The organism is Kribbella sp. NPDC051952 (assembly GCF_040680855.1).
GTDB lineage: Bacteria > Actinomycetota > Actinomycetes > Propionibacteriales > Kribbellaceae > Kribbella.
Genome location: NZ_JBFAXQ010000008.1, coordinates 1 through 23,633, shown reverse-complemented (window position 1 = coordinate 23,633; position 23,633 = coordinate 1). Strand labels below are relative to the sequence as shown.

Below are 23,633 nucleotides of genomic sequence, written 5' to 3'. Positions count from 1 at the left end.
CGAGTGTAGGCGCCGCCCGAACTCGTCGTCCGCCGCCATCCACAGGCACCCCTTCGGACGCCGGGATCCCGCGGGCCTGTGGATAACTTCGCCGGGCGTTCCGGCGATTCGTGCACTCTCTTGGGCATGGACCTCGACGACATCGCCGGCTACAGCCTGCGCCGCAAGCTCGGGTCCGGATCGGCCGGCACCGTCTGGCAGGTCCGCGACCTGGCGTCCGGCCGCAACGCTGTGCTCAAACGCATTCCGATCACCGACATCCCCGATCAGGAGAAGCTCCGTGAAGACCTCAACATCCTGCAACGCATCCGTCACCCGCACATCGCCCGCCTGCTGGAGTTCCGCGAGACCAGCACCGAATGGCTCCTCATCAGCCAGTACGTCGTAGCCGGCAGCCTGACCGCTCTCCTCACGCGACGAGGCCCCCTCTCTCCCGGCGAACTGGTCACGCTCCTGACCCCAATCACCGAAGCCCTCCACTACCTGCACCGCTCCGGCCTCACCCACGGCCGCCTGACCCCGATCAACACTGTCTTCGACGCCGACGGCCGCCCGGTCCTCACCGACACAACCCTCCACCTGCCTGCGCCGCCCGACCCCTACCGACCGACCGACGACCTACTCGCCCTGGCGACCCTCGCCCAAGAAGCAGGCGGCGACCCAGCCCTCTTCAGCCCCGACCTCTTCACGACCACCCCACTCCATGAGCTATCCCGCCGCCTCCTGACCCTCGCCGCGCCCGCCCCGATCGACCTGGCGTTCCCCGAGGACCCCGCCACAACGCCCACCACCAAGCCCGCAACCACCACCGATCCGCTGGAACGGTCGCGCGATCCCCTCACCGCGCCAGCACCTGAACGACCGCGGCCGGAAACCCCGCAGGCCTCCAAGGCAACGCCAACCAGCCTGGCCAAACCACGTCCCAAACCATTGCCCAAACGCCGACCGCGCGCCGCCCTCCGCCGCGCCAAGCTGCCGGCGCCGGGCGGGACAAGGCGATCATCACGGCCGATGGGTCGGTTCCTCCGCCGTGCGCCGACCCCGATCAACCCTCTGACCCGATTGAGCCCATCCACTTCCACGCCCGCCTTGGCCCTGTCCGTGCCCAGGCCCACGAGACCTGACCGACCGCGGACTCGCCGCCTCCGTTGGCGCCGCAGCCACACCCTCTGGCGCCGGCTACCTCACCCGGCCTACGGCGTACTGGCCGCGGCTGCGCTCGGAGCCGTAGTCGTCCTGGTCATCGGCATAGCAACCTTCCACGCCCTCGACACCCCCACCGCGGCCACAGGACCCACTGCGGCAACCGAACCCACCGATCCGCCCACCAGCCCCACGCCGCCCACCAGCCCCACGCCGCCCGCCAGCCCGACGCCGCCCGCCAGCCCTATGACGCCTGCCAGTCCGACCCTGTCCGCGCAGCCGTCGACCACCACCGCAACATCCAATGAGGTCGCCCAATGGACACTCACCTTGCAAGCCCTGGATGCCCAACGCGCACAGGCGTTCTGGACCCTCGACCTGAACGCTCTCGACAAGATCTACGTCCGCGACAGCCCACCCTGGCGCGCCGACCGAGCGCTGCTGACTGCCTACCGCAGCCAGAACATCCGCGTCCAAGGCCTACGCATCCACATCGACAGCACGACCGTCACACACCGAACCCCGACGACCGTCACCCTCAGAACCACCGACCATCTGTCGGCCGGTCAAGCCATCGACCACACCGGCACGACTACCCCACTGCCGCCAGGCACGCCAACAACCCGCCTGATCACCCTGACGACCACGCCAACCACGCCAACCACGCCATCCACGCGACCCACGCCGTCGACACCCGAAGCCTGGCGAATAACGACCATCACCCAGGCCTGAGCCCGGAGGTCAGGAGGTGAGCGCCGCAGAGATCGCCGCCGGAGCCGTCGGGTGGTGGAAGGTGAAGTCGTGGGACTGCAGACGAGTGGGAAGGGTGCGATTGCTCCCCAAGAGCTCCCACGCGAACTCACCCAGCACGGCCTTCATCGCGAACGCAGGCACAGGCAGGATCGTGGGCCGGTGCATGGCAGTACCAAGCGCGTGCGTGAAGTCAGCGTTCGTGGTCGGGACGGGGATGGTTACGTTGACCGGTCCACTGATGGCGTCGTTCTCGGCGACGAAACGGGCCGCCCGGAGCCAGTCGGTGAGCGAGACAACCGGGAAGTACTGCGTGCCCGAGCCAAGCCGGCCGCCGAGACCCACGCGGAAGGGAAGGGAGAGCAACTGGAACGCCGGAGCCTTCCGGTCGAGGACAACGCCGGTCCGGAGGGCAGCGACCCGGCTGCCGGCGGCACGCGCGGGTTCGAGCGCGCCTTCCCACAGACGTACGACGTCGGAGAGGAAGCCCTCACCGAGTTCGGAGTCTTCGGTGAGGATGCGATCTCCGCAGTCGCGGCCGTATCCACCGACCCCGCTCTGCGTGATGACCACCGGCCGCCGCTCGAGCTGGCTCGCGACAGCCGCGAGTGTCGCCGTCGTGCTGACTCGGCTCTCCCGGATGGTGTTCCGGTACGTCGGGGTCCACGGCCGGCCGATGTTCGCGCCGGCCAGGTTGATCAGGACATCGGGATCACCCAGCGAACCCGGGTCCAGCTCACCGCGCGCCGGGTCCCACCGGATCTCGTCCGCGGTTGCCGGCGTACGACGTACCAGGCGAAGGACCTGGTTGCCGTCGGCGACGAGATCACGAGCGAGGGCCTTACCAAGAAAGCCGGATGCGCCGGCCAGTACGTACTTCATCCCGCTTGCTCCTTGGTGTCAGTGGTACCGGAGATCGAACCTAAAAGCGCCGGTGCCCGCTCCAGAGGAGACGAACACCGGCGCAAGGGTCCGATCGGGATCAGACGTCGAACTGTGCCTCTTCGAGGCGCTGCTTGACGGCCGTCAGGTAGCGGGCCGCGTCGGCGCCGTCCACCAGGCGGTGGTCGTAGGTGAGGGCCAGGTAGACCATCTGGCGGATCGCGATGGTCTCGCCCAGCTCCGGGTGGGTGATGACGACCGGGCGCTTGACGACCGCGCCGGTGCCGAGCATGCCGACCTGGGGCTGGTTGAGGATCGGGGTGTCGAAGAGCGCGCCCCGGCTGCCCGTGTTGGTGATCGTGAACGTGCCGCCCGCCATCTCGTCCGGCAGCACCTTGTTGGTCCGGGTGCGCTCGGCCAGGTCGGCGATCCGCTTGGCCAGGCCGGCGATGTTCAGGTCGCCAGCGTTGTGGACGACCGGGACCATCAGGCCCTTCTCCACGTCCACGGCGATGCCCAGGTGCTCGGCGGCGTGGTACGTGATCTCGCCGGCTTCCTCGTCGATCGAGGCGTTCAGCTTCGGGTACTGCTTCAGCGCGTCGACCGCGGCCAGGGCGAAGAACGGGAGGAACGACAGCTTGACGCCCTCGCGGGCCTCGAACTCCGCCTTCTTAGCGTTCCGCAGCTTGGAGATCTCGGTGACGTCGACCTCGACGACCGTGGTCAGCTGGGCCGACACCTTCAGCGAGTTGACCATGTGGGCCGCGATCGCCTTGCGGATCCGGCTCATCTTCTCGGTCGTGCCGCGGAGTGGGCTGATCGAGGGGGACTTGGCTGCCGGAGCCTGTGCCTGCGCTGCGGGTGCAGCGGCGGGGGCGGCTGCGGCGGCCTTCTGGGCCTCGGCGGCGGCGATTACGTCCTGCTTGCGGATGCGGCCGCCTACGCCGGTGCCCTGGACCGCGTTCAGGTCCACCTGGTGCTCGGCCGCGAGCTTGCGGACGAGCGGGGTGACGTAGTTCGGGCCATCAGACGAAGAGCCGTTCGGGGAGGCTGCCGGAGCCGACTGCTGGGCGGGAGCCTGCGCTGCCGGGGCCTGAGTGGTCGGAGCCTGCGTCGTCGGAGCCTGGGTGGTTGGGGCCGGAGCGGATGCGGCCGGGGCGGCTGCGGGGGCTGGGGCCGCTGCGGCCGGAGATGGAGAAGAGTTAGTTGCCGGAGCCGGAGCTGCCGCCGGGGCTTGCGCCTGCGGGGCCGGTGCCTGGGCCTGGGCGGGCGCGGGGGCCTGCTGAGCCGGGGCGCTCTGCTGGGCGGGGGCCTGCGCGGCGGGCGCGGCGGCCTGCTCTGCGGGAGCTTGTTCGGCTGCGGGAGCCTGCTCTGCGGGGGCGGCCTGGGCGGGGGCTGACGAGGCTGGGGCGGAGTTGGCGGAGCCAACGATGGCTAGTTCGGCGCCTACCTCTACCGTCTCGTCTTCGGCGACCTTGATTTCCAGGAGCTTGCCGGCGACGGGGGACGGGATCTCGGTGTCCACCTTGTCGGTGGAGACCTCGAGGAGGGGCTCGTCGACGGCTACGTCGTCGCCTACCTGCTTGAGCCAGCGGGTGACCGTTCCCTCGGTCACGCTCTCGCCCAAGGCGGGGAGCGTCACCGGAGTGCCGCCACCAGAACCACCCGAAGACTGGTCGTCAGCAGGCGCCTGCGCGGCCGGAGCTGCCTGCGCGGCCTCGGCAGCCGGGGCCTCAGCAGCCGGTGCTTCCTGGGCCGGAGCCTCCTGAGCGGGCGCGGCCTGCTCAGCGGGAGCCGCCTCAGCAGCGGGAGCCTCCTGCGCCGGGGCTTCCTGGGCGGGGGCTTCCTGGGCGGGCTGCTCGGCCGGGGCTTCCGCGGCGGGCTGCTCGGCGGGGGCGGACTGGTCGGAGGAGCCGGTGGACTCGCCGGCGTCGCCGATGACGGCTAGCTCGGCGCCGACCTCGACGGTCTCGTCCTCGGCGGCCTTGATCTCCAGCAGAGTGCCGGCCACCGGTGAGGGGATCTCGGTGTCGACCTTGTCGGTCGAGACCTCCAGCAGGGGCTCGTCGACGGCAACCGTGTCGCCGACCTGCTTGAGCCAGCGGGTGACGGTTCCTTCGGTGACGCTCTCCCCGAGGGCCGGCAGGGATACAGAGGTCGGCATGACGGTCGTTGCTCCTTCGTCTGATCGGTCGAGTGTCAGCCTACGGTGCCGCCGGAGCGAGCGGGATCCGGGTCAAACAGCGCCCACTCGCCCCTTGCGGACTCAAACCTACTCGGGCGCTCCAGCAGACGCGCCCGGGTGTTCAGTCATGGAAATGCAAAGGTTTCCCGGCCAGGGCGAGGTGCGCCTCGCCGAGGGCCTCGTTCTGGGTGGGGTGGGCGTGGACGAGCGGTGCGACGTCGGCCGGGTAGGCCTCCCAGTTGTAGATCAGCTGGGCCTCTCCGATCAGCTCGCCGACGCGCGAACCGACCATGTGCAGCCCGACGACCGCGCCATCGCGGGCGCGGACGAGCTTCACGAAGCCGGCCGTCTTCAGGATCTGCGATTTCCCGTTGCCGCCGAGGTTGTAGTTGAGGATCTCGACGTCGCCGTACTTCTCCCGGGCCTGCTCCTCGGTCAGACCGACCGACGCGACCTCCGGCTCGGAGTACGTGACCCGCGGGATGCCGGCCTCGTCGATCGGCGTCGGCGCGAGGCCCGCGAGGTGCTCGGCGACGAAGATGCCCTGCTGGAACCCGCGGTGTGCGAGCTGCAGCCCCGGCACGATGTCGCCGACCGCGTAGACCCCGGGCACGCTGGTCTGCAGCGTCGCGTCGACGGTCACGAACCCACGGTCGAGCGCGACGCCGACCTCGTCGTACCCGAGACCGGTCGTGTTCGGCCCGCGGCCGACGGCGACCAGCAGCAGCTCGGCCTCGATCACCTCGCCACCGGCCACATTCACCCGTACGCCGTTGTCGGTCACCTCGACCGACTCGAACGGCGTACCCGTCTTGAAGGCGATCTTTCGCTTCCGGAACGCGCGCTCGAGGGTCTTGCTGCAGTCCGCGTCCTCGGCCGGCACCAGCCGGGGCAGCGCCTCGACGATGGTGACCTTGGTGCCGAACGACGTCCACGCCGACGCGAACTCGACGCCGATCACGCCACCACCCAGTACGACGGCGGATTCCGGCACACGGTCGAGCGTCAGCGCGTGCTCGCTGGCGATCACCCGCTGCCCGTCCAGCTCGAGCCCGGGCAGCGAGCGGGAATAGGAGCCGGACGCAAGGATCACGTTGCGACCGGTGTACGTCGTGTCCCCGACCTGGACGGTGGTGGGGGAGGTCAGCCGGCCTTCGCCCTCGACCACCGTGATGCCGCGGGCCTTGATCTGGCCCTGCAGGCCCTTGAAGAGCCGGTCGACGACGCCGTCCTTGTACTTGTTCACGCCACCCATGTCGACGCCCTCGAGCGTCGTCCGGACCCCGAACTGCTCGCCCTCGCGGGCCGAGTCGGCCACCTCCGCGGCGTGCAGCAGCGCCTTGGTCGGAATACAGCCGCGATGCAGGCAGGTGCCGCCGACCTTGTCCTTCTCCACCAGGGCGACGGACAGCCCCAGGCTCGCGGCGCGCAGGGCGGCGGCGTAACCACCGCTTCCACCGCCGAGGATCACCAGGTCGTACGTCGTGCCGGTCTCAGTCACAGGTTCCTCCGTGGGACGTGGGTCATCGGGCGGCCCCGGATCGCGGTTCCGGCCCGGCGTCATCTTCGCACTCACGGCGCCCCCGCGCGGTCCCCGGGCGGCTGCGACGCGCACATCCGCCGGGGCCAGAACCGTTATCCAGGATTTCGGCGGTGACTTGCCCAGATAGAGGACACTTACTCCATGAAGTGGTTCGGTCGCCGGCAGAAGGCCGGAACGATGCGCCGGTCGGACACACCCGACCAGGCGCACCTGCGGGACTTCGCCCAGACCCGCCAAGGAGTCGAGGGATTCGTCGAGCCGCGGACGGCGGTGACGGAGTACACCCTGCTGCTGGTAGCGATCGACGGCGAGTGGACCCGGCGCCGGGTCCCGTCGGTGCGGTGGGCCCACGATTTCGCGAACAAGCTGGGCATTCCGTCGTATGACGCGGCCGTGGTCGGCTACCCGCCGCGCATGCGTGAGTACAACGCCCGGATGAAGAAGAACGGACTCGCCTAGCCCACCGGCCGGGACTGACACATGAAACTGGCGGCGGACTGACTCATGAAGGACGAGAAGGAGTTCTTCGCCGCCGACGCTCTCCCGTGGTCCGGCACCGGGATCAGCGAGAAGGTGCTCAGCCAAGACGCTGACGGCACCCTGACCAGGCTCGCGCGCTGGGCGCCCGGGACCAGCTCAGGCGATGAGGTGATCCGGCACGAGTACGTCGAAGAGGTCTATCTGCTCGAGGGTGAGCTGACCGATCTCACCCTCGGGCAGACGTTCGGCCCCGGCGACTACGCGTGCAGGCCGCCGGGGATGCCACACGGTCCGTACGTCACGACCGGCGGCTGCACGATGCTGGAGATCCGGTACTCAGCTCGCTGACGCGGCCAGCTCGACCAGCGTGCGGACGGAGTAGCCCGTGCCGCCAGGCAGGGTGTAGCCGGCCGCGCCGCCGTCGTTGAAGGCCGGGCCGGCCACGTCCAGGTGCACCCAGTCGATGCCCTCAGCAACGAAATCGCCGAGGAACGCGGCTGCGGCGAGCGCGCCGCCCCACGGCTCGCCCGTGATGTTGGCCAGGTCGGCGACCTTCGAGTGCGTCTTCAGCTTGTCCAGCATCTCGGCCGGGATCGGCAGCGGCCACATCGCCTCACCGGCCGCGATCGCGGCGTCGACGACCCGGTCCCGGGCGGTGTCGGTGTTGGCGAACGCGCCGGCCACCTTGGTGCCCAGGGCAACAACACAGGCACCCGTCAGCGTGGCCACGTCGACGATCAGGTCCGGCTGGTCCTCGGACGCGCGGACCAGCGCGTCGCCGAGCACGAGCCGGCCCTCCGCGTCGGTGTTCAGCACCTCGACGGTCTTGCCGCCGTACATGGTCAGGACGTCGGACGGGCGCGCGGCCGATCCGGACGGCATGTTCTCGGCCATCGCGGCGTACGTCGTGATCTGGACCGGCAGGCCGAGCCGGGCGATCGCGACGGTCGCGCCGATCACCGCGGCGGCGCCGGCCATGTCGGCCTTCATGCCGATCATCCCGTTGGCCGTCTTCAGCGACAGGCCGCCGGAGTCGAACGTGATGCCCTTGCCGACGAAGGCCAGGTGCGTGACCGGCTTCTTCGGCGTGTAGGTGAGCCGGATCAGCCGCGGCGGGTTCGCCGAGCCCTGGCCGACGCCGAGGATGCCGCCGTACCCGCCCTTGAGCAGGGCCTTCTCGTCCAGCACCTCGACCTTGACGCCGTACTCCTTGCCGAGCTTCAGCGCCGAGGCGGCGAAGTCGGCCGGGTTCAGATCGGACGGCGGGGTGTTCACCCAGTCGCGCACCTGGGCGATCGCGTCGGCGGTCACCTCGGCCCGCTCCAGCGCAGCCTTGGCGTCCTTGTTCCGGGCCAGGTCCGTGAGCACGGTGAGGTTGCCGGGTGCCTCGGTCGAGCCCTCGGCCGACTTGTACGCCGTGAACGAGTAGCGACCCAGCAACGCGCCTTCGGCGATCGCCCGCACGCACTCGGCATCGGGGGTCGGCAGAGCGAACGCGACCGACTGCGCGGTCTTCGCGGCCCGGACGCCGGTGCCGGCCGCGGTCCGCAGGTCCTCGGTCTTCAACGCACCATCAGGGGCCGCACCGAGACCGACCGCGATCAGCGTGGCCGACTTGCCCGGCTTCGGCCCGGGCACCTTCGTCACCTCCCCGGCCTTACCGGTGGCGCCGAGTCCCGACAGCACCTCCACCAGCTTCCCGCCGTACGCGGCGTTCAGCGACTCGGTGCCGGCCGGCAGGGTGACGCCGCCGCCGAGTTTGACCACGCCGATGACCACCGCGTCGGTCTTGACACCGGCCGCATCGGACTTGCTCAAGGTGATGGTGCTCACGAAAATCTCAGTCCTCCTTGACCGGCCGGGCAGTCGGCGGTCGTGACGGTACGTACAAGCTGCCTCCGCATGCTACGCGTCCGGTAGTTTCCCCTCCATGACCGAGTCGCCGGAGTTGAAGAAGTCCCCGCTGCACGAGCGCCACGTCGCTCTCGGCGCCAAGTTCGCCGAGTTCGGCGGCTGGGAAATGCCCCTGGAGTACAGCGGAGTCGTCGCGGAGCACACCGCGGTCCGTACGTCGGTCGGCGTCTTCGACGTCAGCCACCTGGGCAAGGCGACCGTCAAGGGTCCGGGGGCGGCGGCGTACGTGAACGCGTGCCTGACCAACGACCTCGGCAAGATCGCTCCGGGCCAGGCGCAGTACACCCTGTGCTGCAACGAGCGCGGTGGAGTGGTCGACGACCTGATCGCGTACCTGCACGCCGACGACGATGTCTTCCTGATCCCGAACGCGGCCAACACCGCCGAGGTGGTCCGGCTGCTGCAGGCCGACGCGCCCGAAGGTGTCGTGGTGACCAACACCCACGACGACTACGCGATCCTCGCCGTCCAGGGGACGAACAGCGACGACGTGGTCGCCGCAATCGGCCTGCCGACCGGACACGACTACATGTCCTTCGCGGTGGCTGACTTCGCCGGTACGCCGGTTGTGGTCTGCCGGACCGGATACACGGGCGAGCGCGGGTACGAGCTCGTCGTACCGAACGAGGCCGCGGTGGGTGTGTTCGACGCCCTCCTGGCCGCCGGTGCGGCCCACGGGATCGTCCCGGCCGGGCTGGGTGCCCGGGACACGCTGCGGACCGAGATGGGGTACCCGCTGCACGGTCAGGACATCTCTCCGGACATCACGCCGGTGCAGGCGCGGTCCGGATGGGCCGTGGGGTGGAAGAAGGAGCACTTCTGGGGTGACGAGGCACTGCGCGCCGAGAAGGAGCGTGGACCGGCCCGGATCCTGCGGGGGCTGCGTGCCGCCGGCCGCGGCATTCCGCGGCCGCACATGACCGTTCTGGACCCGTCCGGCACCGCCCTCGGCGAGGTCACCTCGGGGACGTTCTCACCGACGCTGAAGAAGGGCGTCGCGCTGGCGCTGCTCGACGCGACGGTGAAGGAAGGCGATCAGGTCACCGTCGACATCCGGGGCCGCCAGGAGAGCTTCGACGTGGTCAAGCCGCCGTTCGTCACGGTCCACGTCCGCGAGGCCTGATCCACCCCGGCTTGGAGTCCGCGGACGGAAATTATGCACAGAGAGTGACGATTACTCAGTGCCAGGACTTTCATCACCCTCCGTCATAACCTGGCACAAAATGGCCGCTGTCTGGACTGTGCCGACGCATTTCGCGGTGGATTGATCGCAAAGGGTGACGATTCGCGACAAATGTTCCGTTCCAGTACCCGTTCCGGTAACGATTTGTGCACTGGTGCCGAGCACCGCTGGCTTGGTGTCACAGTGTCAGGCAGGCTAGCGCGCGGTTGTGGGGGACCGGCCTGTCAAGGGGATTTGACGCTGGCCCACCACAGAGCGAAGCTTCGGCACGATATTCACCAGATATGTGCCGGAACCACGGACCGAAATCCGGCTGACAGCTGACGGAGCGCGAATGACTATTGGGTTACCCGACTCGACCGTAGGGATCGAGGACCACCCGGCGTCGGCGGAACCGGTTCGCGCGGCGACCGTGGCGCACGGCAAGTCGCCGACCCGGATCGCGGTGGACCGGCTCCGTAAGGACAAGGTCGCCGTCACCTGCGCCTGCATCGTGCTGTTGTTCATCCTGATCGCGATCTTCGCGCCGCTGCTGACCAAGCTCGAAGGTGGCGACGTCGCGACGTTCCACCCGGAGCTGGTGGACGAGTTCGGCTTCCCGACGATCGGCATCACGCCGGACCACTGGTTCGGCATCGAGCCGAAGACCGGCCGGGACAGCTTCGCCCGCTGGGTGTTCGGCGCCCGCCCGTCGCTGATCGTCGCCTCGGTGGCCACGATCTTCGGCACCACCGTCGGCGTCGTGATGGGCCTGATGGCCGGCTTCCTCGGCGGCTGGGTCGACCGGGTCATCTCCTGGTTCATCGACTTCGTGCTGAGCCTGCCGTACCTGCTCTTCGCGATCGCGATGGTTCCGATCGTCGAGTCGTGGCGAGGCGGTTCGTTCAACCTGACGCCAGAGGAACAGGCAAGTACCCGGTTCTACGTCCTCATATTTGTGCTTTCGTTCTTCGGCTGGGCCGGCCTCGCCCGCATCATCCGCGGTGAAGTGCTGTCCCTGCGCGAGCGGGAGTTCGTCCTGGCCGCCAAGGCGATCGGCGTCTCGACGCCGCGGATCCTGTTCAAGGAGCTGCTGCCGAACCTGGTGGCCCCGATCGTCATCTCGGCCTCGCTGTCACTGCCGGCCTACGTGACCGCGGAGGCGGGTCTGTCCTTCCTCGGCGTCGGGCTGATCGAGCCCCGCCCGTCGTGGGGCCAGACGATCGCCAACGCGACGAACTGGTTCAAGGCCGATCCGCTCTATCTCTGGCTCCCGGTCGCGGCGATCACCATTCTGGTGCTCGCGCTCGCCCTCCTCGGTGACTCGATCCGGGATGCCTTCGACCCCAAGACTCGCCGGTAGTACGGCGATTGCCCCAGCGGCAGAAAAGGAGAAACCCGACCATGCAGTGGAAACGGATCACCGCAGTCGCGGCGACGGTCATGTTGGCCGCCGTAGCCTGTGGCAGCCCGTCCTCGAACAGTGGTACCAAGAGTGATGAGGGTGGGCAGGCCAACGCGACCCAGACCAAGGTCACGGACGAAACCGCGAAGGGCCCGGCCAAGGACGTCGACGGCTTCAAGAAGGGCGGTACGGCGACGATCCTGTCCGACGTCACGCCCGACACCTTCGACCCGACCGACACGTACTACGTCGACGGCTTCCAGATCGAGAAGCTGTACTTCCGTGCGCTGACCCAGTACCGGCTCGACGGCCCGGACCACACCCCCGTTCTGGTGCCTGACCTGGCCGAGGACCTGGGCAAGGTGTCCGACGACAAGCTGACGTGGACCTTCAAGCTGAAGAAGGGCATCAAGTACTCGAACGGCCAGCCCGTCAAGGCCGAGGACTTCGCGTACGCGATCAAGCGTTCCTTCGCGCACGACCTGTACGACGCGGGACCGGCGTACCAGATCCAGTTCTTCAAGGACGGGGACAAGTACAAGGGTCCGTACGGTCCGCAGGGTGACACCTACGCGGGCGTCGAGACGCCGGATGACAGCACGCTGGTCATCCACCTGTCCAAGCCGTTCCCGGACATGCCGTTCTTCGGCGCGTTCTCGATGTTCACGCCGATCCCGAAGGCGGCCGACACCAAGGACGCCTACGAGCAGAAGCCGCTGGCGACCGGTCCGTACATGGTCGACTCCTACAGCGCGGGCACCGAGCTCAAGCTCGTCAAGAACCCGAGCTGGGACCCGGCGACCGACCCGGTACGTCACCAGTACCTGGACGGCTACGACTTCAAGTTCGGTCTGGACACGCTGAAGGTCCAGCGCCAGATCCTGGCCAGCCAGGGTCCGGACGCGAGTGCGCTGACCTACAGCAACATCGACTCGACGCTGGTTCCCGAGATGACTGACCAGAACAAGGCTCAGCTCATCCAGGGTCCGACGCCGTGTAACCGGATGTTCCCGATGGACACCCGTAAGATCCCGCTGCCGGTCCGCAAGGCCGTCGCGGTCGCTTACCCGTACGACAGCGAGCGCAAGGTCGCCGGTTGGACCTCGCTCGCCGAGCCGGCCACCTCGACCTACATGTCGCCGTCGGTTCCGGGCTGGGAGAACTACGAGATCCCGGGCCTGAACGGCAAGGGTGACGGTGACCCGGTCAAGGCCAAGCAGATGCTGCAGGACGCGAACGCTGTCGGCTTCGAGCTGTCGTGGTACTACTCCAACGACGACCCGATCGCCACGCAGCGCAGCCTGGTCCGTCAGCAGAAGCTGGAAGCGGCCGGATTCAAGGTCAAGGCGCTGGGCGTCGGCAAGGCCAAGATCCGTACCGTCACCGGTGACCAGAACGGTCCGGTCAACACCCTGAAGGCTCCGACCGGTTGGTGCTCCGACTGGCCGAGCGGCTCCTCCTGGGCCCCCGTGCTGTTCCGTTCCGACGCGATCGCCCTGGGCAACAGCGTCGGCCAGCTCGAGGACAAGGCGCTGGACGCGGAGATCGACAAGGTCAACAACATGGACCCGAACGAGGCCCTGAAGACGAAGGCCTGGATCAACCTGGACAAGAAGATCATGCAGGACTACCTGCCGGCTCTTCCGCAGTACCAGTCGCGGTCCGCGTTCCTGGTCGGTACGAACATCGGTAACGCGATCAACGACCCGACGCAGGGTATGCCCGAGTTCACCTCGCTGTTCCTGAAGCAGCCCTGATCGGTTCCAGTGACCGGACTGCATGAGTAGTCCGTTCTGATCGCAAGGTAGGTGGCCGGACCGGTTTCCCCGGTCCGGCCACCTCCAGCGGTCGGTGAGGAGATCCCCGTGTTGCACTTCCTGGCGCGTCGCGTTGTGAGCGCCCTCTCCGTCGTGCTCGTCACCCTCGTCGCGACGTTCGCGCTGTTCTTCGTCGCCCCCACCGACCCCGCGGGGGCGATCTGCGGCCAGCGCAACTGTCCCCAGGAGCGGTACCTGGAGATCAAGAAGAACCTCAATCTGGACAAGCCGAAGGTGACCCAGTTCGCCGACTACATGAAGGGCATCGCCGTCGGCCGCACCTACACCACCAACGGTGTGGATCGCGACTGCAAGGCGCCCTGCCTGGGCTTCTCGTTCAAGAACGACCGTCCCGTGCTGGAGATGCTGGGTCAGCGCCTACCAGTGACGATCTCACTGGTCGCCGGTGCCGCGGTCATCATGCTCACGATCGGCGTGACGATAGGCTCGATGGCGGCCAAACGAAGAGGGACGACCGGTGACCGGGCACTCGTCACCACGTCGCTGGTGATCAGCTCGATCCCGTACTACATCGTGGCGCTGATGGTCGCCCTGTACTTCACCATCTTCTACTCGATCCTGCCTCGCGGCGGCTGGACGTCACCGTTCGACAGTCCGGGCAAATGGATCGCCGGGTTGATCACACCGTGGCTCGTCCTCGGGCTGGTCAACACCACCCAGTACGTGCGGTACTCGCGCGGCTCGATGGTCGAGACGCTCAGCGAGGACTTCATCCGGACGGCCCGGGCCAAGGGCCTGTCGGACCGCGTCGTCACCTACAAGCACGCGCTGCGCGCCGGGCTGATCCCGGTCATCACGATCTTCGGTCTGGACGTGGCCGGCATGCTCGCCGGCGCGATCTTCACCGAGCGCATCTTCGACCTGCCGGGGCTCGGCAACCTGGTGCTGCAGAGCCTGAACAACTACGACCTGCCGGTGATCATGGGGACCGTGCTGGTGGCGTCGGTGTTCCTGGTCGCGGCCAACCTGGTCGTCGATATCGTGTACAGCGTGATCGACCCGCGGGTGAGGCTTTCGTGAGCGCACCCGTCCCTGAAGACCGGAAGGACACCATGGTCGAGAGTGCAGCCGGCCAGCCGGAGACCGCGGCCGACGCGAAGCGTGGTCCTTCGATCGCGACCCGCGAACGCCGCCAGGGCACGCTGAACCCCAGTGGGGAGACGCCGTACCTGGTGGTCGAGGACCTGACTGTGAAGTTCCCGACCGCGGACGGCGTGGTCAGCGCGGTGAACGGGCTGAGCTACTCGGTCCCGCTCGGCCGGACGCTGGCCATCGTCGGCGAGTCCGGGTCCGGCAAGTCGGTGTCCAGCATGGCCGTGATGGGCCTGCACGACCGCAAGCGGACCAAGATCACCGGGTCGATCCGGCTCGGCGGCGACGAGATCGTCGGCATGCCGGAGAACGACCTGATGAAGGTCCGCGGTGACGCGGTGGCGATGGTCTTCCAGGACCCGCAGTCGTCGCTGCACCCGCTGTACACGGTCGGCCACCAGATCGTCGAGGCGTACCGCGTGCACCACAAGGTGACCAAGGAGGTCGCCAAGAAGCGGGCCCTGGAGATGCTCGACCTGGTCGGCATCCCGAACCCGCCGCGCCGGTTCGCGCAGTACCCGCACGAGTTCTCCGGCGGTATGCGCCAGCGCGCGATGATCGCGATGAGCCTGGTCAACGACCCGAAGCTGGTGATCGCCGACGAGCCGACCACCGCGCTGGACGTGACCGTGCAGGCGCAGATCCTGGATCTGCTGAACAACCTGCAGAAGGAGTTCGGCTCGGCGATCGTGATGATCACCCACGACCTGGGTGTGGTGGCCGAGATGGCCGACGACGTCCTGGTCATGTACGGCGGTCGCTGCGTCGAGTACGGCACGGCCGAGGACGTGCTGGCGAACCCGCGGATGCCGTACACGTGGGGGCTGCTCGAGTCGATCCCGACCGTGTCGGCGGCCCAGGAGCGGCTCCGCCCGATCAAGGGCCTGCCGCCGAGCCTGCTGAACCTGCCGACCGGATGTTCGTTCAATCCGCGTTGTCCGTACACGGACCGGGTGAAGGGCGAGCGCTGCACCACCGAGCTGCCCGAGCTTCTGCCCGTCGACGGCGCCGGTGCCCATGTGTCCCGCTGCCACCTGCACGACAAGGAAACGATCTACGTCTCCGAAGTCGCGCCGAGACTGGGCTGAGGGGGCTGAGGAGAGAGATGAGCGACACAGTGCGCACCACAGGCCGCGACAACGGGGCCGCCCCGCTGCTCGAGATCCGCGACCTGAAGATGCACTTCCCGATCAAGGAAGCTGCCGGACTGGCCCGGACCAAGAAGGTCGTCCAGGCCGTCGACGGGGTCAACTTCGACCTGAAGACGGGGTCCAGCCTGGGCCTGGTCGGTGAGTCCGGTTGTGGCAAGTCGACCACCGGTCGGATGATCACCCGGCTGCTCACCCCGACCGCCGGCCAGATCCGGTTCAAGGGCACGGACATCGCGCAGATGAAGGAGCGGGAACTGCGCCCGTTCCGGCGGCAGCTGCAGATCGTGTTCCAGGACCCGTACAGCTCGCTGAACCCGCGCCAGACGGTCAGCAACATCATCAGTACGCCGCTACGCGTGCACAACCTGGTGAAGAAGGGCAGGGAGCTCGAGCGCGTCCAGGAACTGCTGGAGCGGGTCGGCCTGAACCCCGAGCACCACAACCGGTACCCGAACGAGTTCTCCGGTGGTCAGCGTCAGCGGATCGGGATCGCCCGGGCGCTGGCGGTCGAGCCGGAGGTCATCGTGGCCGACGAGCCGGTGTCGGCGCTGGACGTGTCCATCCAGGCCCAGGTGATGAACCTGCTGGAGGACCTGCGCCGCGACCTCGGCATCGCGTTCATCTTCATCGCCCACGACCTCGGTGTGGTCCGTCACTTCTGTGACGAGGTCGCGGTGATGTACCTGGGCAAGATCGTCGAGCAGGGCCCGCGGGAGCAGATCTACAACGCTCCGCAGCACCCGTACACGCAGGCGTTGCTGTCCGCCGCTCCGGACCTGGGCACCATCCGTGGTGTCCCGCCGAAGGAGCGGATCCGGCTGGTCGGCGACGTACCCTCGCCGATCGACCCGCCGAGTGGTTGCCGGTTCCGGACCCGGTGCTGGAAGGCCGAGGACATCTGCGCGACGACCGAGCCGCTGCTGGAGGCCAAGCCGCAGTCCGGTCCCGGCCACTCGGCCGCGTGTCACTTCGCGGAGCCGAAGGTCGACCTGACCGCCGAGGTTTCGGCCTGAAACACCTTGTGGACAAGGGCCCCTGGGATCACCCGGGGGCCCTTTCTCATGCGTGATGCTTGAGCTGGTCCCGCTCCTGCGCGAACCGGATCGACTCGTACGTGACCAGGCCGACCAGCAGAGCCGTGAGTACGCCGAGCTCCGCGAGCGCCGGCAGTTCGACCACCAGCGGTACGGCGATCGCCGCCAGCGCGGCCGTGATCAGCCGGGAGTAGCTCAGCCGGTGCATCGTCCGCCACTTGAAGCCGACGTGTCCGAGTAGATAGAGGATGACGCCCGCGTACAAGGCGTAGAGGCCGAGACCCTTGAGTGGGTCGTCGAGGTGGTGATGCTCGGTGTCGCCGACGTACTCGAGCACCTTCTTCAGGCCGAGTGCGAGCAGGACGATGCCGGCCACCATCGGGAAGTGCAGGAACGTGTAGGCGTCGCGGGCGAGCGCGGTCCGGGTCTCCTTCGGTGCCTGCTCCAGCGCCTGCTCGCCGTAGTGCACGGTCGCGTCGAAGTAGATCCACCACAGCGCGGACGAGACGGCCAGTCCGAGCACGGACGCGATCAGGATCGGCCAGGAGATCGGCAGGTCGGTGACACCGACGCCGATGGCAACGATCGATTCGCCGAGCGCGATGATCACGATCAGCCCGTGCCGTTCGGCGAAGTGGGACGCGGACCGGAATCGCCAGCCGTGCGCGTCGATCAGGTACGTGCCGCCGTAGTCCACCGCCAGCGCGGCTGCCCACAGCAGCGTTTGGGTCCACCCGTCGTACTGCGAGGCGACCAGCAGCAACACGCTGGCTCCGAGCATCGAGCCGGAGAACCTGATCAACGTACGGCGGAGTTGCCGGTCGCCGGCCGCGATCAGCCAGAACAGCACCAGGTGCATCGCCCGGAACGCGAAGTACGCGCCCGCGATCACGACCGGACCGGGCAGCCCACCCGGGAGGTCGTCGAAGGCCTCCGGGATCGCCAGCGCGATCAGGAACATCGCGGCCATCGCCGCCATCATCACGCCCCGGACCGAGCCTTCGTCGGCCTTGACCAGGTTGCACAGCCAGGAGAAGCCGATCCAGCTCCACCAGAGCAGCCCGATCAGCAGGACTCCGCGCAGTACGCCGTGCCAGGTCAGCTCGTGCGCCATCAACGCGGTGATCTGGGTCAGCGCGAACACGAAGACCAGATCGAAGAACAGCTCCAGCGTCGTGACCGTCTGGTTCTCGCTGGTTTCCGCGGCCCTGATGGGCTTCCTCGATGTCGCCATGGCGGACATCCTGCCATCGGCGAAGGCCCGCGTCGTCTCCCTCCACCGACGCGGGCCGGCCCGATGATCAGGCGCGGACGGGCGTGGTCAGCAGCAGGCGGCTGAGCCCGATCCAGGAGACGCCCCACAGCGCGATGGCCAGGAAGTGCGGTACGTCGCCGACGGCAGCGCCGACCGGGATCGTCGCCAGCGGCCACACGCCACACAGCAGCGGGAGGAACCGCCCGGGCCCGGACCAGATCCGCGCCCGCAGGATCGCGACGCCGGCCACGATCAGGCCGACCGCCGACAGCACCATCAGCGCGCTGAACAACGGGGTCGCCCGGTCTGGGTCGACGATCGCGTAGAGGTGGGACAGCCCGAACAGCGTCATGGTCACGGCGACCACCGCGAGCGCACGCCGGGCGGTCGTCACGTCGGCAACCGCTTTGCGCAGCCCGGTGATTCCACCCACGAACAGCAGGATCGCCACCGCGGCGAGGGCGAACCAGATCCCGCCGGCGTCCGGCCCGAAGGCCGCGAAGACGCCGAGGGCGGTGAGTAGCAGTCCGGCGGCACCGGCGGTCCGGCCGGAGGTGTGAACAGTCGTGTCGAGCGTTGTAGTCATCGAAGTGCTCCTCTGCCAATGAAGTGGTGACGACTTCGAGACTGCGCGGGCAGCTCACCCGGGCAGCAGGGGAGATGGCCGGACGGCCTGGCCGGGATACCCGGATCGGCCGGGAGTTTTGCCTGCAGACAGCGGGACGTTCCGCACCCCACCATGGGGGCGTGAGCAACTACCGGCGGTGGGTGGGAGTGCTGCTGGCGTGTGCCCTGGCCGAGGCGCTGGCGGCCGTTGTCGGCGTACTGGCGACCGGCATCAGCTATCGCACCATCACCGACAGCTTCATGCTGCCGAACTGGGTGATCGGGGTGAGCTGCGCGGCCTGCGGTGCCCTGATCGCCTGGCACCGGCCGCGGAATCTGCTCGGCTGGTTCCTGCTCGGTGCCGGCATCGCCCAGACCGGCACAGCTGCCGTGACGCCGTGGCTGATCCAGGCCCTGCGGAACGGCGAACCCGCGCACGCCCTGTCGACGGCGTACTCGGCGGCCTGGCCGCTGTCGATCAGCCTGTTCATCCCGCTCGCGGTCCTGTACTTCCCGACCGGAACGTTGCCGGGCCGGCCGTGGCGGCTCGCCGTACTGCTTGCCGTCGTCAACGGACCGTTCCAGGTCATGCTGTTCAGTGCGGCCCCCGATCCGCTGCCTACCGTGCCTGGTCTCGGCACCCGGGACCGGGCGGCTTCGTGGCTGTCGATCCCGCCCCTGGCCACCGCCACCACTCTACAGACGGCCTCTGATGTCGCTCTCGGGCTCAGTCTGCTGGCCGGGGTGGCCGCGCTGGTCGTGCGCTACCGGCGAGGCACCGAGAAGGCTCGCCGGCAGCTGCTGTGGTTGTTGCTGGCCGCAACCGTCGCGGTGGTGGTGATCGTGGTGTCCCGGATCGCCGGACCGATCGAGGACAGCGGCTTCCCGATCGTCCTGCTGACGATGGTCGCGCTGATCCCGATCGCGATGACCATCGCCGTACTGCGGTACCAGTTGCTCGACATCCGGTTGGTCTGGTCGAGGACCGTGACGTATCTGCTGCTCACGACGGCGGTCGCGGCGACCTATCTCGGGCTGGTCGAGGTCGTCGATCGGCTGGTACGGCCGCGGCTGAGCGTCAGCGGCGCCGTGCTCGCCACGCTGGTCGTCGCGGTCTTCTTCAATCCGGTCCGGGTCCGGTTGCAGCGGCTCGTGGATCGCTTGTTCTACGGGGATCGCGGCAACCCGGTGCGGGCGGCATCGTCCGTCGCCGCACAGCTCGCCGGTGCCTCTCAGCCTGCGGATGTGCTGCCTGCGGTCTGCCAGGCGTTGCGCCTTCCGTACGCCGCTCTGACCGACGAAGCGGGCGTGATTCGCGGCGAACACGGGACGCGGCCCACCTTGCTCGAAGCGATCCCGCTCCTGCAGGCGGGCGAGCGGGTCGGCGAGCTGCAGATCGGGATCCGGCCGGGGGAGAGCCACCTGGCGAACGCGGATCGCGTCGTCCTCGAGTTGATGGCAGCCCCGCTCGGGGTGGCCCTCCGGGCGCAGGCGTTGTCGGACGCGGTCCAGCGATCCCGCCGGGAGATCGTCGCGGCTCGCGAGGAAGAGCGCCGGCGGCTCCGGCGCGATCTGCACGACCGTCTCGGTCCGGCCCTGACCGGGATCGGGTTCCGCGCGGATGCCGTGGTGAACCTGGCCGACGACCAGGTCCGGTCCCTCGGCACCGAGATCCGGAGAACGGTCGACGGCGCGATTACCGACGTACGGCGGTTGATCAACCAGTTGCACCCGTCCGCACTCGACGACGTCGGACTCGTCGAAGCGGTACGACGGCATGCGGCACTGCTCGATCGCCGGGGAGACGGGTCGCCGCTGCGGGTCGTCGTGCGGGCCGACGAGGTCCCGCCGGAGCTGCCCGCGGCTGTGGAGGTCACGGCGTACCGGATTGTCACGGAGGCGTTGACGAATGTGGCTCGGCATTCGCGGGCGGGTGAGGCCGAGGTGCGGATCTCGGGCGGGCCGGGGGAGTTGAGGTTGTCGATCGCCGACGACGGTCCGGCGGTGAACGGCCGGTGGGTGCCGGGCGTCGGACTGACATCGATGCGGGAGCGGGTGGCCGAGTTGGGTGGCACGATGCTGGCGGAACCCACACCGGCCGGCGGCCGCGTGCACATGTGCCTGCCCTTGGAGGCTGACCGATGACGATCCGCGTAGTGCTGGCCGACGACCATCCGGTGGTGCGTGACGGGCTGGAGGTCCTGCTCGGCTCGGTGGACGGGATCTCGGTTGTCGGCGTCGCTGAGAACGGGTCCGAGGCGGTCCGCGCCGCGGTGACGTTGAAGCCCGACGTACTGGTGATGGACATTCACATGCCCGGGGTCGACGGGGTTGCCGCGACGCAGGAGATCGCGCGAGCCGCGCCGTCGGTCGGCGTACTGATGCTGACCATGCTCGACGACGACGAGACGGTGCGCGCCGCCGTCCGGGCCGGAGCGGCTGGGTATTTGCTCAAGGGGTCGTCGCAGCAGCAGATTGTCCGCGCGATCCAGGCGGTCGCGGCAGGCGACTCGATCTTGGGGTCGGGAGTGGCCAGGCAGGTGCTGGATGCCGCGTCCGGACGGGTGAGCGCCCCGCCGGATCCGCTGGAGGCGTTGACGCCGCGAGAGCGCCAGATCCTCGAGCTGCTGGCCGGTGGATCGTCGACGACCATGATGGCGAGCCGGCTCGCGCTGACCACGAAGACCGTCAACAACAACCTGTCGGTGATCTTCGGCAAGCTCGGCGTCGCCAACCGCACCGAGGCCGCACTCCTGGCCCGCAGGGCAGGCCTCGGCGGCTAGGTGGAAACGGTGGGCTCCCGCTGGTCAGGGTCAGGAAGGAGCCCACCGTGTCTGAGGGTCGTGTCTGGTGGTCTCGCGAGACACGACCTACGCCCGGCCGTGGGCCTGGCGGCTGCGGCGGCTGAGCGAGTCGATGGTGACGGCGATCAGCAGGACGCCGGCGGTGACCATGTAGCGCACGTTCGAGTTCAGGCTCAGCAAGGCCAGGCCGTTCGAGATCGACATGATCACGAGCGCGCCGAGCAGTGCGGAGTACGCCGAACCCCGGCCACCGAAGAGGCTGGTGCCACCGATCACGGCGGCCGCGATCGCGTTCAGGTTGGTGTCTCCACCGCCGCTGCTCTGGTTCACCGCGACCAGCCGGGCCGCGGCCAGCAGACCACCGATCGCCGCGAACGTCGAACAGGCCGCGAACACGGACAGGTAGATCATCCGCACGTTGATACCGGCCCGCCGGGCCGCCTCGACGTTGCCACCGACCGCGACGACCGACCGACCCCACCGGGTCCGGCGGATCGCCACGTCCGTGCCGACCACCATCGCCAGCAGCAGCAGGAACATCACCGAGACACCGCGGTCACCGTTCAGGATGATCACCGGGATCAGCAACACCACAGCCAGCGCGCCGGCCTTGATCGCGATGACCGAGCTCGGCGGCGCCGACAGCCCGGCCCTCGAGCGCGCACCACCGGCCCGCAGCCGCGTCAGTGCGTACGCCGCGACCACGAGCGCGACGAGCCCGTAGGCCAGCGCGGGGGAGAGGAAGCTGCGGGTGGCGAACCCGACCAGCGCCGAGTCGTACGGGAGGTTGAGCGAACCCTCCTTGCCGAGCACCAGCAGCTGCAACCCGAGGAACCCGAGCAGACCGGCCAGCGTGATCACGAAGCTGGGCACACCGAAGCGGGTATAGAGCGCCCCGTAGAAGAGCCCGATCACGACCCCGACCACGATGCCGGCCAGGAGTGAGATCACCAGCGGCCAGCCCTGGTTGACGAAAGTGACACCGAGCACCGCCGCGGACAGGCCGCTGACCGAGCCGATGGACAGGTCGATCTCACCGAGCAGCAGGACCAGAACGATGCCGAGGGCAAGCACTCCGACCGAGGTGGTCTGCAGGGTTAGGTTGACCAGGTTGCGGCTGGACAGGAACGAGCCGTTCGCGATCTGGAAGACCGCCCAGATGATGATCAGGCCGACCACCACCGGGACGGACCCGAGGTCGCCGGACCGCAGCCGGGCGGTGAACGCGGCGACGGCACCGCTGAATCCACGACCGGCGATCAGGCGCTCGTCCTGGAGGTCGGCGGGGAGCTGGTCGGCTCCGTTCGTGACCACGGCCGCGTCGGGTGTGCCCGGCGTACTCGAAGGGGTGGCGTCCTGGGGGCGGGTGCCGGATCCGTGCAGGCTCATGATGCGGGCCCCTCCTCCCGGGTCCGGCGCGCTGCGCGCTCGGAAACGGCGTTGTCGGTCGCGCCGGTGATGGCGGCGATGATGTCTTGCGTCTTGGTGTCGCTGACCACGAAGACGCCGTTGTTGCGGCCGAGCCGCAGGACGGCGACCCGGTCGGCGACCGCCATCACGTCGGCCATGTTGTGGCTGATCAGGATCACGGCCAGGCCGCGTTCGCGCAGCCGCTCGACCAGGTTGAGGACCTCGGCGGTCTGAGCTACGCCGAGAGCCGCGGTCGGTTCGTCCAGCATCACGACCTTGGGCTGGCCGAGCAGGCTGCGGGCGATCGCGACGGTCTGCCGCTGGCCGCCGGACAGGCTGGCGACCGGGATCCGGACCGACGGGATCTTCGCGGACAGCTGCCGGAGCAGCTCCCACGAGGAGCGTTCCATCTCGACCTCGTCGAGCAGGCTGCCCTTGCGGAGCTCACGGCCGAGGTAGAGGTTCGCGACCACGTCCAGGTTGTCGCACAGGGCGAGGTCCTGGAACACGGTGGCGATGCCGAGCTGCTGGGCCTCGGCCGGACTGCCGACCCGGACCTCCTGGCCGTCGAAGATCATCATCCCGTCGTCGGCGGTGTAGACCCCGGCGATCGTCTTCACCAGCGTCGACTTGCCGGCGCCGTTGTCGCCGACCAGCGCGAGGACCTCACCGGCCCGGACGTCCAGCTCGATGTTCTTCAGAGCCTGGACCGCGCCGAATCGCTTGGAGATCCCGCGCAGCGTCAGCACCGTACCGGTGCCGACGTCGAGGGGGGTCGGGGTAACAGTCACTCGATCAGCCTCCTGGGCTTTTCAGGCCATGATCCCCGTGGGCGCGGGGTTTGGGGAGACCCGGCGTTGCCCCCCGCACCTCACTGCGGGGGGCTGCAAGAAGGCCGGCCTGCTCGGCCCGGACAACAAGATCAAGACCGTCAAGGGCGTGACCGAGTTCCTCGACATGCTCCGGGCGGTCAAGGAGA

General features: G+C 68.6%; 19 protein-coding genes. 11 read left to right on the top strand and 8 right to left on the bottom strand.

Going from position 1 to position 23,633, the window contains the following annotated elements; translation table 11 throughout:
• Positions 1–126 precede the first annotated feature (126 nt).
• On the top strand, positions 127–1,875 hold the full coding sequence (locus tag AB0L70_RS16825) for a protein kinase (RefSeq protein ID WP_363684818.1): 1,749 nt from the start codon (positions 127–129) through the stop codon (positions 1,873–1,875).
• A 9-nt stretch (positions 1,876–1,884) separates the two neighbouring features.
• On the opposite strand, the gene AB0L70_RS16820 is transcribed toward AB0L70_RS16825, so the two are convergent.
• From AB0L70_RS16820 to lpdA, 3 genes are all read right to left on the bottom strand, one after another.
• The gene (locus AB0L70_RS16820; protein WP_363684816.1) at positions 1,885–2,775 is read right to left on the bottom strand and encodes a TIGR01777 family oxidoreductase; all 891 of its coding nucleotides are present in this window, start codon (positions 2,773–2,775) and stop codon (positions 1,885–1,887) included.
• Between the two features lie 100 nt (positions 2,776–2,875).
• Entirely contained in the window at positions 2,876–4,939 is a 2,064-nt protein-coding gene (gene sucB / locus AB0L70_RS16815) for a 2-oxoglutarate dehydrogenase, E2 component, dihydrolipoamide succinyltransferase (RefSeq protein ID WP_363684815.1), read from the bottom strand.
• Between the two features lie 142 nt (positions 4,940–5,081).
• Positions 5,082–6,461, bottom strand: a complete 1,380-nt coding sequence (gene lpdA, locus AB0L70_RS16810; protein WP_363684813.1) for a dihydrolipoyl dehydrogenase — start codon at positions 6,459–6,461, stop codon at positions 5,082–5,084.
• A 183-nt stretch (positions 6,462–6,644) separates the two neighbouring features.
• Between lpdA and AB0L70_RS16805 the strand changes: the two genes are divergently transcribed.
• Both AB0L70_RS16805 and AB0L70_RS16800 read left to right on the top strand, forming a co-directional pair.
• Positions 6,645–6,962 (top strand): hypothetical protein, encoded by a 318-nt coding sequence (locus AB0L70_RS16805; protein WP_363684811.1) that lies wholly within the window; start codon positions 6,645–6,647, stop codon positions 6,960–6,962.
• 45 nt (positions 6,963–7,007) lie between these two features.
• Positions 7,008–7,331, top strand: a complete 324-nt coding sequence (locus AB0L70_RS16800; protein ID WP_363684809.1) for a cupin domain-containing protein — start codon at positions 7,008–7,010, stop codon at positions 7,329–7,331.
• Here AB0L70_RS16800 and AB0L70_RS16795 read toward each other — a convergent pair.
• Positions 7,320–8,816 (bottom strand): leucyl aminopeptidase, encoded by a 1,497-nt coding sequence (locus tag AB0L70_RS16795; RefSeq protein WP_363684807.1) that lies wholly within the window; start codon positions 8,814–8,816, stop codon positions 7,320–7,322. The genes AB0L70_RS16800 and AB0L70_RS16795 overlap by 12 nt on opposite strands.
• Positions 8,817–8,913: 97 nt before the next feature.
• Here AB0L70_RS16795 and gcvT point away from each other — a divergent pair, with 97 nt between their 5' ends.
• From gcvT to AB0L70_RS16765, 6 genes are all read left to right on the top strand, one after another.
• Positions 8,914–10,020 (top strand): glycine cleavage system aminomethyltransferase GcvT, encoded by a 1,107-nt coding sequence (gene gcvT, locus AB0L70_RS16790; protein ID WP_363684805.1) that lies wholly within the window; start codon positions 8,914–8,916, stop codon positions 10,018–10,020.
• A 394-nt stretch (positions 10,021–10,414) separates the two neighbouring features.
• Entirely contained in the window at positions 10,415–11,422 is a 1,008-nt protein-coding gene (locus AB0L70_RS16785) for an ABC transporter permease (RefSeq protein ID WP_363684803.1), read from the top strand.
• Between the two features lie 41 nt (positions 11,423–11,463).
• Positions 11,464–13,221, top strand: a complete 1,758-nt coding sequence (locus AB0L70_RS16780; RefSeq protein ID WP_363684801.1) for an ABC transporter substrate-binding protein — start codon at positions 11,464–11,466, stop codon at positions 13,219–13,221.
• 108 nt (positions 13,222–13,329) lie between these two features.
• Positions 13,330–14,322: an ABC transporter permease gene (locus tag AB0L70_RS16775; RefSeq protein ID WP_363684799.1), complete on the top strand. Its 993-nt coding sequence runs from the start codon at positions 13,330–13,332 to the stop codon at positions 14,320–14,322.
• Between the two features lie 32 nt (positions 14,323–14,354).
• On the top strand, positions 14,355–15,482 hold the full coding sequence (locus AB0L70_RS16770) for an ABC transporter ATP-binding protein (protein WP_363684797.1): 1,128 nt from the start codon (positions 14,355–14,357) through the stop codon (positions 15,480–15,482).
• 17 nt (positions 15,483–15,499) lie between these two features.
• Positions 15,500–16,558, top strand: a complete 1,059-nt coding sequence (locus AB0L70_RS16765; RefSeq protein ID WP_363684795.1) for a dipeptide ABC transporter ATP-binding protein — start codon at positions 15,500–15,502, stop codon at positions 16,556–16,558.
• Positions 16,559–16,604: 46 nt separating this feature from the next.
• Here AB0L70_RS16765 and AB0L70_RS16760 read toward each other — a convergent pair whose 3' ends face one another.
• Complete coding sequence (locus AB0L70_RS16760) at positions 16,605–17,813, bottom strand: low temperature requirement protein A (protein ID WP_363684793.1); 1,209 nt, start codon at positions 17,811–17,813, stop codon at positions 16,605–16,607.
• 67 nt (positions 17,814–17,880) lie between these two features.
• Entirely contained in the window at positions 17,881–18,420 is a 540-nt protein-coding gene (locus tag AB0L70_RS16755) for a hypothetical protein (RefSeq protein ID WP_363684791.1), read from the bottom strand.
• A 161-nt stretch (positions 18,421–18,581) separates the two neighbouring features.
• Between AB0L70_RS16755 and AB0L70_RS16750 the strand changes: the two genes are divergently transcribed.
• Positions 18,582–20,585, top strand: coding sequence for a histidine kinase (locus AB0L70_RS16750; protein ID WP_363684789.1), 2,004 nt, complete (start codon positions 18,582–18,584; stop codon positions 20,583–20,585).
• Positions 20,582–21,223, top strand: coding sequence for a response regulator transcription factor (locus AB0L70_RS16745; RefSeq protein ID WP_363684787.1), 642 nt, complete (start codon positions 20,582–20,584; stop codon positions 21,221–21,223). The genes AB0L70_RS16750 and AB0L70_RS16745 overlap by 4 nt, the downstream gene beginning before the upstream one ends.
• A gap of 87 nt (positions 21,224–21,310) precedes the next feature.
• Here the strand turns inward: AB0L70_RS16745 and AB0L70_RS16740 are convergent, their stop codons facing one another.
• Positions 21,311–22,633 carry a sugar ABC transporter permease gene (locus AB0L70_RS16740; protein ID WP_363684785.1) on the bottom strand — a complete coding sequence of 441 codons (1,323 nt, stop codon included), beginning with the start codon at positions 22,631–22,633 and terminating at the stop codon, positions 21,311–21,313.
• A complete protein-coding gene (locus AB0L70_RS16735) occupies positions 22,630–23,445 on the bottom strand; it encodes an ATP-binding cassette domain-containing protein (RefSeq protein WP_363684783.1) in 816 nt (271 codons plus the stop codon). Before AB0L70_RS16735 ends, AB0L70_RS16740 begins: the two co-directional genes overlap by 4 nt.
• Positions 23,446–23,633: the final 188 nt, after the last annotated feature.